At 70.0% G+C, this 13,411-nt stretch carries 13 protein-coding genes; 7 read left to right on the forward strand and 6 right to left on the reverse strand.

What is annotated here, in order from left to right; genetic code table 11:
• Positions 1-2 precede the first annotated feature (2 nt).
• From L687_RS34100 to L687_RS34115, 4 genes are all read right to left on the reverse strand, one after another.
• Positions 3-1,028, reverse strand: a complete 1,026-nt coding sequence (locus L687_RS34100) for a phosphoglycerate dehydrogenase (RefSeq protein WP_031207561.1) — start codon at positions 1,026-1,028, stop codon at positions 3-5.
• The gene (gene xylB / locus L687_RS34105; RefSeq protein ID WP_021200321.1) at positions 1,004-2,494 is read right to left on the reverse strand and encodes a xylulokinase; all 1,491 of its coding nucleotides are present in this window, start codon (positions 2,492-2,494) and stop codon (positions 1,004-1,006) included. The genes L687_RS34100 and xylB overlap by 25 nt, the downstream gene beginning before the upstream one ends.
• Before the next feature lie 9 nt (positions 2,495-2,503).
• Positions 2,504-3,079 (reverse strand): glucose-6-phosphate isomerase family protein, encoded by a 576-nt coding sequence (locus L687_RS34110; protein WP_021200322.1) that lies wholly within the window; start codon positions 3,077-3,079, stop codon positions 2,504-2,506.
• A 343-nt stretch (positions 3,080-3,422) separates the two neighbouring features.
• Entirely contained in the window at positions 3,423-3,959 is a 537-nt protein-coding gene (locus tag L687_RS34115; protein ID WP_021200323.1) for a CGNR zinc finger domain-containing protein, read from the reverse strand.
• A 39-nt stretch (positions 3,960-3,998) separates the two neighbouring features.
• Between L687_RS34115 and L687_RS34120 the strand changes: the two genes are divergently transcribed.
• The 6 genes from L687_RS34120 to L687_RS34145 all read left to right on the forward strand — a co-directional run bounded on the left by L687_RS34120 (position 3,999) and on the right by L687_RS34145 (position 10,999).
• Complete coding sequence (locus tag L687_RS34120; RefSeq protein WP_021200324.1) at positions 3,999-5,036, forward strand: EamA family transporter; 1,038 nt, start codon at positions 3,999-4,001, stop codon at positions 5,034-5,036.
• 34 nt (positions 5,037-5,070) lie between these two features.
• Entirely contained in the window at positions 5,071-5,772 is a 702-nt protein-coding gene (locus tag L687_RS34125; RefSeq protein ID WP_021200325.1) for a GntR family transcriptional regulator, read from the forward strand.
• A 3-nt stretch (positions 5,773-5,775) separates the two neighbouring features.
• The gene (locus tag L687_RS34130) at positions 5,776-7,302 is read left to right on the forward strand and encodes an MmgE/PrpD family protein (protein WP_021200326.1); all 1,527 of its coding nucleotides are present in this window, start codon (positions 5,776-5,778) and stop codon (positions 7,300-7,302) included.
• Positions 7,302-8,204 (forward strand): methylisocitrate lyase, encoded by a 903-nt coding sequence (gene prpB / locus L687_RS34135; RefSeq protein ID WP_021200327.1) that lies wholly within the window; start codon positions 7,302-7,304, stop codon positions 8,202-8,204. Before L687_RS34130 ends, prpB begins: the two co-directional genes overlap by 1 nt.
• A 2-nt stretch (positions 8,205-8,206) precedes the next feature.
• Complete coding sequence (locus L687_RS34140) at positions 8,207-9,340, forward strand: bifunctional 2-methylcitrate synthase/citrate synthase (protein WP_021200328.1); 1,134 nt, start codon at positions 8,207-8,209, stop codon at positions 9,338-9,340.
• 171 nt (positions 9,341-9,511) lie between these two features.
• Positions 9,512-10,999, forward strand: a complete 1,488-nt coding sequence (locus L687_RS34145; RefSeq protein WP_021200329.1) for an MFS transporter — start codon at positions 9,512-9,514, stop codon at positions 10,997-10,999.
• A 40-nt stretch (positions 11,000-11,039) separates the two neighbouring features.
• Here the strand turns inward: L687_RS34145 and L687_RS34150 are convergent, their stop codons facing one another.
• Entirely contained in the window at positions 11,040-11,705 is a 666-nt protein-coding gene (locus L687_RS34150; protein WP_021200330.1) for a type 1 glutamine amidotransferase domain-containing protein, read from the reverse strand.
• 95 nt (positions 11,706-11,800) lie between these two features.
• Here L687_RS34150 and L687_RS34155 point away from each other — a divergent pair, with 95 nt between their 5' ends.
• A complete protein-coding gene (locus tag L687_RS34155) occupies positions 11,801-12,694 on the forward strand; it encodes a LysR family transcriptional regulator (RefSeq protein WP_021200331.1) in 894 nt (297 codons plus the stop codon).
• Between the two features lie 24 nt (positions 12,695-12,718).
• On the opposite strand, the gene L687_RS34160 is transcribed toward L687_RS34155, so the two are convergent.
• On the reverse strand, positions 12,719-13,303 hold the full coding sequence (locus L687_RS34160; RefSeq protein WP_031207567.1) for an antibiotic biosynthesis monooxygenase: 585 nt from the start codon (positions 13,301-13,303) through the stop codon (positions 12,719-12,721).
• Positions 13,304-13,411 lie beyond the last annotated feature (108 nt).

The following is a 13,411-nucleotide window of genomic DNA, read 5'->3' on the forward strand; positions in this document are numbered from 1 at the left end:
GGTCATCGGGTCTCCTCGGTGACGGGGGCGGGGCCGGGGACGGGGACAGCGGTGGGGGCGGGGACGGGGTGGGCGGGCTCGGCGCCGGAGAGGACCGCGATCACGTCGGCGAGCGACAGGGACCCCATGTTGTCGACCGCCTGCGTGGTCTGTGCGCCCAGGTGCGGGGTGACGATCACGCGGTCGGCGAGTTCCGGCGCGAGCAGCGGGCTGTCGTGCGCCGCGGTATCGCCGTCGAGGGTGTCGGCCGCGTAGCCGGCGAGGATGCGGTCGTGCAGCGCCTGTGCCACGGCGGCTTCGTCGATCAGGTCGCCGCGGGCGGTGTTGACCAGCACGGTTCCCGGTCGCATGCCGGCGAGGCGCTCGGCGTCGACGAGCCGCTGCCCGCCCGGAGCGTGCAGGGTGATCACGTCGGCCGCGCGGAACAGGTCGCCGAGCGAGACGGGCTCCGCACCCCGCTCCCGCACGACATCGTCGGGAAGGAACGGATCGGCCGCCAGCACGCGCGGTCCGAAGCCGCTCAGCCGTGCGGCGACGCCCTGGCCGATGCGCCCGAAGCCGACGATGCCGACCGTGGCGGCGCCGAGCTCGCGACCACGCCGCACACCCCAGTCGCCCGCGCGCACGCGGCGGTCGCCGTCGGGCACGAAGCGGAGGGCGGCGAGCATCAGTCCGACCGCATGGTCGGCGACCGCGTCGGCGTTGGCACCGGGGGTGTTGGTCACCGGGATGCCGCGGTCGCGCGCGGCGTCGAGATCGACGGACTCGGTGCCGACACCATAGCGGGCGACGACCTTGAGTTTCGGGGCCGCGGCGAGATGCGCGTCGGTGACGGACCCGGTGCCGGCTATCCAGGCGTCGGCACCGTGCAGCAGCGACCGCAGCTCGTCGAGGTCGTGGTGGGCAGGCCCGCGCAGGATGCGGTGACCCGCCTGCGCCGCGCGCTCGACCAGGTCGAGGTCGCCGTCGGAGAACGAGCGGCTGGTGACGAGGATGACGCCCATCAGCGCGGCCGTCCGGCGAACCACGGCGCGAGAGCCGTGTAGGCGTCGGCGAAGCGGGCGTGCCGCTCGGCATAGACGGCGTGACGTGCCGCATCCGGAATGAACTCGGCCGTGACCTCGCTCAGGGCGCGGGCGGCCGAGAAGTCGGTGAGGCCGAGCCCGACCGCGGCGGTCACCGCGGCGCCGAGGCTGTTCGCCTCTTCGACGATCGTCCGGCGGCGCACGGGCACACCCCACACGTCGGCGAGCACCGAGAGGTACACGTCGCTCTGGGCTCCGCCGCCGACCGCGTCGATGCGGTCGATCACGGCGCCGGCTTCGCGGAACGCCTGGATGCAGCTGAGCAGGTTGAACGCGGTGCCCTCCAGCACGGCCCGCACGAGGTGCGCCCTGGCGTGGTGGCGGGCGAGGCCGACGAATGCGCCCCGCGCCTCCGGATCCCACATCGGAGAGCGCTCGCCGAGCAGATAAGGGAGGAAGTAGAGATCGTCGGTGTCGACGTCGGCGGAGGCCTCGGCCGTCAGTCGTCCGGTCTCGGGGTGCGCCGGATCGGGGGAGAGGGCCTCGGCGATCCACTGCACCGAGGCGCCGCCGGCCTGCATGGTGGCGGTCGGCACGAACGAGCCTGGCACGACGTTGTCGAATGTGAAGGTACGCATCGCAGGGTCGTGCAGCGGGGCGTCGGCCGCGAACGAGATCCACGACGATGTGCCCAGGCAGACGTAGGGGCCGTCCTCCGGCGCGACGACACCCGAGCCGACGGCGGCCATCGGGCCGTCGCCGCCGCCCATCACCACACGCACGCTCGCGGGGAGGCCGAGGGCGTCGGCTGCGGCATCCGTCAACGTGCCGGCGATCTGCGTGGATTCCAGGATCTCGGGGAACAACGCCGGGTCGAGGCGCGCAGCCTGCAGCACCTCGTCCGACCACGTGCCCGTGGCCTGGTCGTAGGCGTTCGTGCCCGACGCGTCGGAGCGATCGGTCGCGAGGCGCCCGGTCAGGCGCAGCACGATGAAGTCCTTCGCGACGCAGACGCGTCGCACGCGCGCCCAGTTGTCGGGCTCGTTGTCGCGCACCCACATGACCTTCTCGACGGAGTAGGTGGGGTTGAGGCGGTGGCCCAGGATGCCGTACGCGCGTTCGGCGCCGATCGCGGCCTCGAGCTCGCGCTGCTGCGCGCCGGCCCTGGTGTCGGCCCAGATGATCGCCGGGCGTGCGGGTTCACCATGGGCGTCGAGCAGCACGGCACCCATCATCTGGCCGCTCACCACGAGTCCGGCGATGTCGGTCGGGGCCGTGCCGGTGCGGGCGATCAGATCGCGCGTGGCGGCGACGACCGCATCCCACCAGTCGGCGGGATCCTGCTCGGCGACCCCGCCCGCGGCGAAGTGCGCGGGGTAGGGGACGGTGACCGAGGCGACGAGACGGCCGTCATCGTGGTGCAGCGACGCCTTGTTCCCGGTGGTGCCCAGGTCGTGCGCGATGATCATGGCCGGAGCCTATTCCGCGTAGGGACGCAGGTCGACGCCGGAGGCTCCGCGGTAGGCGCGCGAGCCCATGCCGTGCTCCAGCACCCAGCCGTAGTCGTGTCCTGCTCCTCCCGGGTACACCGCGAGGAAGGCGTAGGGCTCGTCGCCGGTGTTGACGGAACGGTGAGCCCAGCCCGGAGGGATGTAGCCGATCGTGCCAGGGAGCATGTCGAGCCACTCGGTGCGCTCGCCGTCGAACATCAGCAGTCCGCCCTGCCCCTTCAACGCCAGGTAGATCTCGCCCTGGTGGTCCGGGTGCTGGTGGCCCTTGGTCATCCAGAGCTCGCCGGAGGTGTCGCCGGGCATGATCGTGGTGATCGACTGCGGCAGCTCGCGGTCGATCTCGGGCACGGGGGAGCTGACGACCGTGTAGACCACGGGGTTCTCGCCGGCCGATGCCGCAGCCCAGGCATCTGCGTCGAGGAAGAGCCCCTCGAGGTCGGACATCCGCCGGGTGAGGGTCGGGCCCTCGGGGGAGAGCGTGAGCTTCTCGGCGTCGAAGGCGATCGCCATCGGAGAGATCGGCGGGGTATGGAACTCGGGCATCGGTGCTCCTCGTAACGGTGCTGCGGCGCTGCGCAACCTGTAATGACAGGTTCACTGTACCTGTTATGACAGGTGGCGTCCAGAGCGGATCGCTCCCGCGCGCGATCCGCGGCGCGCATCTGCGCGCGGTGCGGCGGTCCGCGGTGGTCCTCCGGTCGCAGTTGGTGCCGGCTGCTGGTCCTCCGGTCGCGGTTGGTGCCGCCTGATCGGGAAGAACCCGGCAGGAAGTGCGACCGGAACGCGGAGGCCAGCCGGACCGGAACGTGCAGCCGGGGCCGGAACGCGGGGGCCAGCCGGGGCCGGGGCGCGCAGCCGGGGGGAGGGCGTCGGAGTCAGCGCCGGGTCACTCGGCCGCGAGCCTCGCTCGGTAGGCGGCGACGGCGTTGCGGTTCGCGCACGTGGTCGAGCAGTACCGCTTCGAGCGGTTGCGCGAGAGGTCGAGGGCGATCGATCGGCAGGTGTCGTCCTCGCACACGGTGAGACGCGACCCCTCGTCGGCGCGGATGACATCGATCAGGGCCATCGCGGTCTCGATCAGGATGCGCTCGGCGAAGGGCTGCTCGTCGGCGACGGCGTGCAGGTGCCAGTCCACGCCGTCATGCCGGCGCAGAGCCGGGGTGAGGCGTGATTCCGCGAGGGCGTCGTTGACGTGGGCGGCCATCTCGTCGCGCGGTGCCAGCAGCATGGTGCGCAGGCGTGGACGCAGCTCGCGCAGCGACGCCACCTCGAGCTCGTCGCGGTCGAGGCGCCCGGTGTACGGGAACTCGCGGAGGAACGTGTCTTCATCGTCGAGGTCGGTCAGTGTGTCCGGCTGTTCGGCGGAGTTCACCAGCCAGACGGCGGACCGCAGCGCCTCCTCCGTGTCATCGGTGAAGATCATGTTGACATCTTACAGCGCGCGCGAGTAGCGTCATCGATCATGAGCACGGTGAGCAGTGACAGGGCGGCCGCCTCCGCCCGCGGGGTGCGCCTCGGGCTGCCGCTGGCGATCGCCGCGGCTTTCGCCTTCGGAATGTCGGGTGGATGGGCGCGCGGGCTCATCGATGCGGGATGGACGCCCGGTGCCGCGGTCACCGCGCGCATCTGGGTCGCCGCGCTCGTACTGCTGATCCCCGCGATCCTGTCCCTGCGCGGACGGTGGGGGCTGCTGCGGCGCAACGCGGGCATGATCCTCGCCTATGGACTGCTGGCAGTCGCCGCGACCCAGCTCTTCTACTTCCAGGCCGTCGCGGTCATGGATGTCGGACTGGCGCTGCTCATCGAGTACACCGCTCCGATCGCGGTGCTGCTGTGGCTCTGGTTGCGGCGGGGGGAGCGTCCGACACGACGGAGCATCATCGGTGCGGCCATCGCCTTCGTCGGACTGGTGCTCATGCTCGACATCCTCACCGGCGCCGACGTCAACGTGGCCGGTATCCTGTGGGCGCTCGGGGCCATGGTGGGGGCGGCGACGTACTTCGTGCTCTCGGCCAAAGCCGACACCGGGCTGCCGCCGATCGCTCTCGCCGGCAGCGGTCTGCTGCTCGGCGCGCTCGGGCTCACCGTGGCCGGCGCGATCGGTGTGCTGCCGATCCGGTGGACGACCGACGACATCGCCTACCGGTTCGGCAGTGTGCCCTGGTTCGTGCCGGTGCTGGCGATGGGCGTCGTCGCGACCGCGCTCGCGTACCTGCTCGGCATCGCCTCGACGCGGATGCTGGGGTCGCGACTCGCCTCGTTCGTGGCGCTCGCCGAGGTGGTCGCCGCGCTCCTGTTCGGCTGGCTGCTGCTCGGACAGCTCCCCGACCTGCTGCAGGCTCTCGGTGGCGTGCTGGTGCTCGTGGGTGTGGTGGTCGTCAAGCTGGGCGAACCCGCGGCGCCGGAGTTCGTGGAGCCGGTGCCTGTGGGGCCGGTGCCTGTGGAGCCGATGTCCGCGGCCGATAATGTATACGGGAAGCGGGCTGAGGAAGAGTTCTGAGCCCGCAGCCTGGCTTTATGTATACACTGAGGGCATGACCATCGCCGTCGAACGCACCTCCGCGAGTGATCGTGCGTACGCGGCCCTGCTCGACGACATCCAGTCCGGCACGCTGGCAGCCGGCGTCGTGCTCGGCGAGGTCGAGCAGGCCGAGCGGCTGGGCGTCAGCCGCACGCCGATGCGCGAAGCGCTCCGGCGCCTCATCGCCGACGGGCTCGTCGTGCAGCAGTCGCCGCGGGTCACTGTGGTGGCGGGTCTCGATGCCGACGACATTCGTTCCCTCTTCGAGATCCGCCGCGCCCTCGAGGAGAGCTCCGCCCGTCTCGCCGCCGCCAGAGGAGACGCGCAGCTCTTCGCGGCACTCGCGGACGAGTTCGCACACGTCGATCTCGACGCCGTCGAGGGACGCGACGCGTACTACGCCCTGATCGCCCGCTTCGATGCCGCGCTCGATGCGGCCGTCGCCAACGACTACATCGCCTCGGCGCTGCGCACCGTGCGCACGCACCTCGTGCGCGTGCGTCGGATGGCCCGCGACAAGCCCGCCCGCCTCGCCGCCTCCGCCGCAGAGCACCGCACCATCGCCGAGGCGCTCGCCGCGCGCGACGGCGACCTCGCCGCCCACGCCACGCACGTGCACCTGCACAACGCGCTCGCCGGCATCCTCGATTCGCTCGACCCCCGCACCACCGTCGACCCCCGCACCACCGTCGACCCCCGCACCAGTGAAGGATAAGAAATGACTGTCACCCACCACGTCCGCGTGCACCGCAGCGACGAGAACCTCGCCAGGGAAGACCAGCTCGCCTGGAAGATCGCCCAGGTCGCCGCCGATCAGGTCGAGGTCGAGCAGGACGTCGTCGACATGATCATCAACCGCATCATCGACAACGCCTCGGTGGCGGCGGCCTCCCTCACCCGCGGCCCGATCAACGCGGTCCGCGCGCAGGCGTTCAGCCATCCTGTCTCCACCGGCGGCGTCGGAGCGAACCTCTTCGGTGCCGCCCTCGACCACCGCACCAGCCCCGAGTGGGCGGCCTGGGCCAACGGTGTGGCCGTGCGCGAGCTCGACTATCACGACACCTTCCTCGCGGCGGAGTACTCGCACCCCGGCGACAACATTCCGCCTATCCTCGCGGTCGCACAGCACACCGGCAAGGACGGCCGGGCGCTCGTGCGCGGCATCGCCACCGGCTACGAGATCCAGATGGACCTGGTACGCGCGATCTGCCTGCACAAGCACAAGATCGATCACGTCGCCCACCTCGGCCCGTCTGCCGCGGCCGGCATCGGCACCCTCCTCGGACTCGACGTCGAGACCATCTACCAGGCCGTCGGCCAGGCGCTGCACACCACGACCGCGACGCGTCAGAGCCGCAAGGGCGAGATCTCGACCTGGAAGGCGCACGCTCCGGCCTTCGCCGGCAAGATGGCCGTCGAAGCCGTCGACCGCGCGATGCGCGGACAGACCAGTCCCGCCCCGATCTATGAGGGCGAAGACGGTGTGATCGCCTGGATGCTCGACGGCAAGGACGCGGCGTACGACGTGCCGCTGCCCGCCGCCGGCGAGCCCAAGCGCGCGATCCTCGACTCGTACACGAAGGAGCACTCGGCCGAGTACCAGGCGCAGGCGCTCATCGACCTCGCCCGCAAGCTCGGCATCGAGAACCCGGCGCTGCGTGACCCCGCGAACATCGATCAGATCGTGATCCACACCAGCCACCACACCCACAACGTGATCGGCTCCGGCGCGAACGACCCGCAGAAGTACGACCCGACCGCTTCGCGCGAGACGCTCGACCACTCGGTGCCGTACATCTTCGCGGTGGCGCTGCAGGATGGCGGGTGGCACCACGTCGACTCCTACGCCCCCGAGCGCGCGGGCCGCGCCGACACCGTCGCGCTGTGGCACAAGATCACCACGGCCGAAGACGCCGAGTGGACCCGCCGCTACCACTCGGAGGACCCGGCAGAGAAGGCGTTCGGCGGTCGCGTCGAGATCCGCCTGACCGACGGCTCGACAGTGGTCGACGAGATCGCCGTGGCCGACGCGCACCCGCTGGGAGCACGCCCGTTCGCCCGCGAGAACTACATCGCGAAGTTCCGTCTGCTGGCAGAGCCCGTGCTCGAGCCGGCCGAGATCGAGCGGTTCCTCGCCCTCGTGCAGCGTCTGCCCGAGCTGACGGCTGCCGAGGTCGGTGAGCTGTCGATCGTCGCGAAGCCCGGCCTGCTCGAGGCCGCACCCACGCCGGCAGGACTGTTCTGATGCTGTATTCCACCGTCACCCCCGCCGAGAAGCGGCGGCTGTTCCGTGAGCGGCTCGCGAGCGGTGAACTGCTGCGCTTCCCCGGCGCGTTCAACCCCCTGAGCGCCCGTCTGATCGAGCAGAAGGGCTTCGACGGCGTCTACATCTCCGGCGCCGTGCTCTCCGCCGACCTGGGGCTGCCCGACATCGGCCTGACCACGCTGACCGAGGTCGCCGGACGCGCGAAGCAGATCGCCCGCATGACCGACCTCCCCGCGATCGTCGACGCCGACACCGGCTTCGGCGAGCCGATGAACGTCGCCCGCACGATCCAGGAGCTCGAGGACGCGGGCCTGGCCGGCACGCACATCGAGGACCAGATCAACCCGAAGCGCTGCGGCCACCTCGACGGCAAGGCCGTGGTCGACGAGAACACCGCGATCAAGCGCATCCGTGCCGCCGCCGACGCCCGTCGTGACGAGAACTTCCTCATCATGGCGCGCACCGACATCCGGGCGGTCGAGGGGCTGGACGCGGCGATCGACCGCGCGAAGGCCCTGGTGGATGCCGGTGCCGACGCGGTGTTCCCCGAGGCGATGCGCACGCTCGCCGAGTTCGAGGCCATGGCCGAGGCGCTCGACGTGCCGATCCTGGCGAACATGACCGAGTTCGGCAAGAGCGAGCTCTTCTCGGTCGACCAGCTGCGCGACGCGGGAGTGAACCTGGTCATCTGGCCGGTGTCGCTGCTGCGCATCTCGATGGGGGCTGCGGGCCGCGCACTGGATACTCTGAACGAGGAGGGGCATCTGACCTCGAAGCTCGGCGAGATGCAGCATCGCGCCGATCTCTACGATCTGATCGACTACGAGTCGTACAAACACTTCGACTCCGGCGTCTTCAACTTCACCATCACGAAGGAGTGACCATGACCGAGCCGGACATCAAGAAGGGCCTCGCGGGAGTCGTCGTCGACACGACCGCGATCTCGAAGGTCAACCCCGAGACGAACAGCCTGCTGTACCGCGGCTACCCGGTGCAGGAGCTGGCCGACACGCAGCCGTTCGAAGCCGTCGCGTACCTGTTGTGGAACGGTGAGCTGCCCACGCCCGAGGAGCTCGCGGCGTTCCGGTTGGAGGAGCGGAAGCACCGTGCGCTGGCCGACAACGTCAAGACCGCGATCGATCTGGTGCCGTTGGATGCGCACCCGATGGACGAAGTGCGCACCGCGGTCAGCCTGATCGGTGCCTCCGATCCCGGTGCCGGCGGCTCCGTGCTCGATGCAGGCGGCAGTCCGGAGCAGAACCTCGAGCGGAGCATCCGCCTGTTCGCCGCCCTCCCGGCGATCGTCGCCTACGGTCAGCGTCGCCGTCGTGGACAGGAGCTCATCGCGCCGCGCGACGACCTCGACTACTCGGCGAACTTCCTCTGGATGACCTTCGGCGAAGAAGCGGACGACGTGGTGGTCGACGCCTTCAACCGCTCGATGATCCTGTACGCCGAGCACTCCTTCAACGCCTCGACGTTCACCGCGCGCGTGATCACCTCGACCCTGAGCGACATCTACTCGGCGGTGGTCGGTGCGATCGGCGCTCTCAAGGGCCCGCTGCATGGTGGCGCCAACGAAGCCGTGCTGCACATCTTCGATGACATCGGCACGGCCGACAACGTGGTGCCGTGGCTCGACAAAGCGCTCGCCGAGAAGCGCAAGATCATGGGCTTCGGGCACCGCGTCTACAAGAAGGGCGACTCTCGGGTGCCGACCATGAAGGCCGCGCTCGACACCCTCGTGGAGCACTACGACCGCCCCGAGGTCGCCGCTCTCTACGATGTGCTCGAGTCGGAGTTCGTCGCGCGCAAGGGCATCTACCCGAACCTCGACTACCCCTCAGGGCCCGCGTACAACCTGATCGGCTTCGACACCCTGACCTTCACGCCGCTGTTCGTCGCGGCGCGGGTGACGGGGTGGACGGCTCACGTGATCGAGCAGGCCGGATCGAACGCGCTCATCCGTCCGCTGTCCTTCTACGACGGCCCGGACGAGCGGCACGTCTCCGCCTGAGCTCCGCGTTCCCATCGCCTGAATGGCTCCATCTCCACCCGGGATGGAGCCATTCGCGCGATTCGGGGCTGTAGCGTGCCGGCAGCCCGGGGTCAAGCGGATGCGCCGGGGAGCGCGACGGGAGTAAGACCGTATCCGGGACGAACGCGCGTCCCGGACGAAGGAGGGTCCATGTCCGCATCCGACACCACCGTCAAGGAGGTCCGCTCGCTCGTCCCCGCACGCATGGACCGGCTGCCCTGGTCTCGATTCCACTGGCTGATCGTCGTGGGACTCGGATTCTCGTGGATCCTCGACGGCCTCGAAGTGCAGATCGTCGCCGCCAACGGCTACGCCGCGACGCTCGGGATGGGACCGGCCGAGGTGGGACTCGCCGGTACGTGCTACCTGCTCGGGCAGGTGTTCGGAGCGCTCTTCTTCGGACGCCTCACCGATCGCCTCGGACGCAAGAAGCTGTTCCTCGTCTCGCTCGCGGTGTACCTCGTCGGATCCGCGGTGGCCGGTCTCGCCTTCGCGCCCTGGTTCTTCTACATCTGGCGGTTCGTCGCGGGTGCCGGCATCGGCGGCGAGTATGCGGCGATCAACTCGGCGATTGACGAGATCATCCCGGCGAAGTACCGGGGCCGCGTCGACATCGCGATCAACGGCACCTATTGGGGCGGCGCGGCGCTCGGCGCCGTGGCGAACGTGTTCTTCCTGAACACCGACATCCTCCCTGAGGACATCGGCTGGCGACTCAGCTTCTTCCTCGGTCCGGTTCTCGGGATTCTGCTCATCTGGATGCGCCGACACATCCCGGAGAGCCCGAGATGGCAGATGACCCACGGGCGCGAGGAAGCGGCGGAGCGCAATGTCGACGAGATCGAGGAGCGCATCCGCAAGGAGGGGAAGACGATCCCGCCGGTCGACGAGAGCAAGGCGATCACGGTCAAGGAGTACGGCCGTGTCCCGTTCCTCGTCATCGCGAAGGTGCTGTTCCGCAAATACCCGCGGCGCACCCTGGTGGGCATCACGATGATGGTGACGCAGTCGTTCCTCTACAACGCGATCTTCTTCACGTACGCGCTGGTGCTCGAGAACTTCTACGACACCCCGCCGGCGTCGGCATCGCAGTACTTCATCGTGTTCGCGGTCGGAAACCTCGCCGGCGCGCTCATCCTCGGGCACTTCTTCGACACCTGGGGTCGGCGGCGGATGCTGTTCGGCACGTACATGCTCGCCGGCCTCATCCTTCTCGTGAGCGCCTTCCTGTTCAACGCCGGAGTGCTCAACGCCGCGACGCACACGGCATTCTGGTGCGCCTCGTTCTTCTTCGCCTCGGCCGGCGCCTCCGCGGCCTACCTGACGGTCAGCGAGATCTTCCCGCTGGAGCTCCGGAGCCAGGTCATCTCGTACATCTTCTCGATCGGGCAGCTGGTCGGAGCGATCGCGCCGGTGCTCTACGGCGCCCTGATCGGTCAGAGCGCCGAGAGCGGGGACCGGGGTCCGCTGTTCGGGGGCTACGTGCTCGGCGCGGCGATCATGATGTTCGGAGGTATCGTCTGCGGGGTCTTCGGGGTCAGCGCCGCGGGGAAGTCGCTGGAAGACATCGCGGATCCGCTCTCGCTGGTGGAGTCCGGAGGGAAGGCGAAGACGAGCGGCAGGGAATCGGGGGCCTGAGCAGAACCGGCGCCGCGATGATCGCGGCGCCGGCGACGGCTCAGGAGAGCGCCGCGATGAGCGCGCGGGCGGCGGATGCCGATGACTGCGGGTTCTGACCGGTGATGAGCAGGCCGTCGATCACGGTGTTGTCGCTCCACGGGGCGGCGATGTCGAGCTCGGCGCCCCGTGCCCGCAGTTCGCTCTCGAGCAGGAAGGGTGCGCGGTCGGCGAGGCCGCCGATGCGCTCCTCCTCATCGGTGAACCCGGTGATGCGGCGTCCGGCCACGACCGATTCTCCGGCTGCGGTGCGGGCAGGAAGCAGGGCGGCCAGTCCGTGGCAGACGGCCGCGAGCGGGCGGCCGGCGGCGAGCGTCGCCGTGATCAGCGCGGCCGAGTCCTCGTCGACCGCGAGGTCCTGCATCGGACCGTGCCCGCCGGGGTAGTAGACGGCGTCGTAGTCCGCGGGGTCGACGTCGGCCAGGATCAGCGGGGCGGCGAGCTGATGGATCGCGGCGATCGCTTCGGCGTCGCCCTCGGAGAGGCTGGACGCATCGGCGACGGGGGCGACGCCGCCCGGGGTCGCGAACGACACCGAGTGACCCGCGTCGCGCAGCGCGCGATAGGGAGTGAGCAGCTCCTCGGCCCAGTAACCGGTCGGGTGCGCGGTGCCGTCGGTGAGGGTCCAGGTGCGGGCGGCGGTGACGACGAAGAGAACAGAGGACATGCGTGCTCCAGAGGGGTCGGACGGCAGACGCCGTGCAGGATGCGATATCGAGGACAACGGACAGCTCTCGCATCCGATTCCGATAGATTTCCGATATGAGTGATCGGAATGGCGATGGGTTGCGTGACCTCGCACTGTGGCGCACCTTCCTCGCCGCGCACCGCTCCGGGTCCGTGTCGGCGGCGGCGCGCACGCTGGGAGTCGCCCAGTCCTCGGTGACGACGCAGTTGCAGGCTCTGGAGCGGAGCATCGGGGAGCCTCTCTTCGTCCGTCACGCGCGGGGGATCCTCCCGACCCCTCGCGCCGATGACCTGGCTGCGCGCCTGTCCGGTCCGCTCGACGCGCTCGCCCTCGCCCTCGGAAGCCCGTCGCCGACCGAGGCGCCCCCGATGCGAATCGGCGGCGCAGCGGAGTTCGTCGAGCGGGTGCTGATGCCCGCGCTGGCGTCGATGATCGCGGAGGGGCAACGGATCACGGTCGCCGCGGGGCTCGCGGAAGACCTGCTCGATCAGCTCCGTGCCGGAAGCCTCGACCTCGTGATCTCCGCCGTCCGACCGAAGGGCCGCGCCCTTCCTTCTGCGGCCCTCGTCGATGAGGACTTCGTGCTCGTCGCGGCCCCTTCCCTCGGTCTCGCTCCTTCGTCCGCGCTCGCACCGGGCGACCTCGACGCCGTCCCCCTTCTCGCCTACGCCCACGACGTACCGATCCTGCGGCGGTACTGGCGGCATGCGTTCGGCATTCGACTCGAGCGCGAGCCCGCGCTGATCGTGTCCGACCTCCGGGCGCTCGCCGCCGCAGCCGTCGCCGGAGCGGGAATCACGGTGCTGCCGACCTATCTGATCGCCGAGGAGCTCGCCGACGGTCGGCTGGTCGTGCTGCGCGAGACCGACGATCCGCCGATCAACACCCTCTACCTGGTGCGCCGGCCAGGTCCGCTCACGGCTGCGGTGGCCGAGATCGATCGGGCGCTGCGGGCAGCCGTCGCGTGACGGATGCGGAAGAGGTGCGGCGCCTCAGCGGGTGAGCCAGCTCCGCAGCGAACGGGTCACGAACGGCAGCACCCAGTAGGCCATGATCGGCGTGAGCACGAGAGTGGTGACGAGCACGCGCAGCCAGATCGGCAGCTCGTTCCAGCCCGGCACAGGGCTCATCGCGTAGGTGAAGGCCAGGTTCACGGGGAAGAAACCGAGCCAGATCGAGGTGGCCTGCTTCCAGCGCGGCGGAGCGGGCGCGACCGTGACGGTCTCGGTGCTGCCGTCGGACGCGGGGAGCGTGATCGTCCCGGTCGTCGGCTCGTCGAACCACCCCTCGATTCCGGTGCGACGCTTGGAGCGCTCGCTGCGCACGAAGCCCTCGCCCATCGACAACCACCATGCCCGCTCGGCCGACTGCTCCCAGGCGGTGAGCGAATCCTCGCTCGCGAAGCGGTAGAGCATGTGCCAGACCTGCGAGTCCTCGCCGGCGCGCACCCAGCCCGAGCCGAGGAAGCCCGGATACTTCGTCGCGAGGTTCACCCCCGTCTGCACCCAGGCGGTCGCCTCGACGATGCGCTCGGGGTCGACTTCGCGGCGGATGGACACGGTGAGGGGTTCGGACATGGTGCGGTCCTCGGGGGAACGGGCGTCCGGGGTGAGGACGCCGAAGCGGATGCGCCAGGGGTGGCAGCGCACCGTCGATTCTAATTCGGATGCGGCGTGGTCCAGGCC

This window comes from Microbacterium maritypicum MF109, from assembly GCF_000455825.1.
Lineage (GTDB): Bacteria > Actinomycetota > Actinomycetes > Actinomycetales > Microbacteriaceae > Microbacterium > Microbacterium maritypicum_A.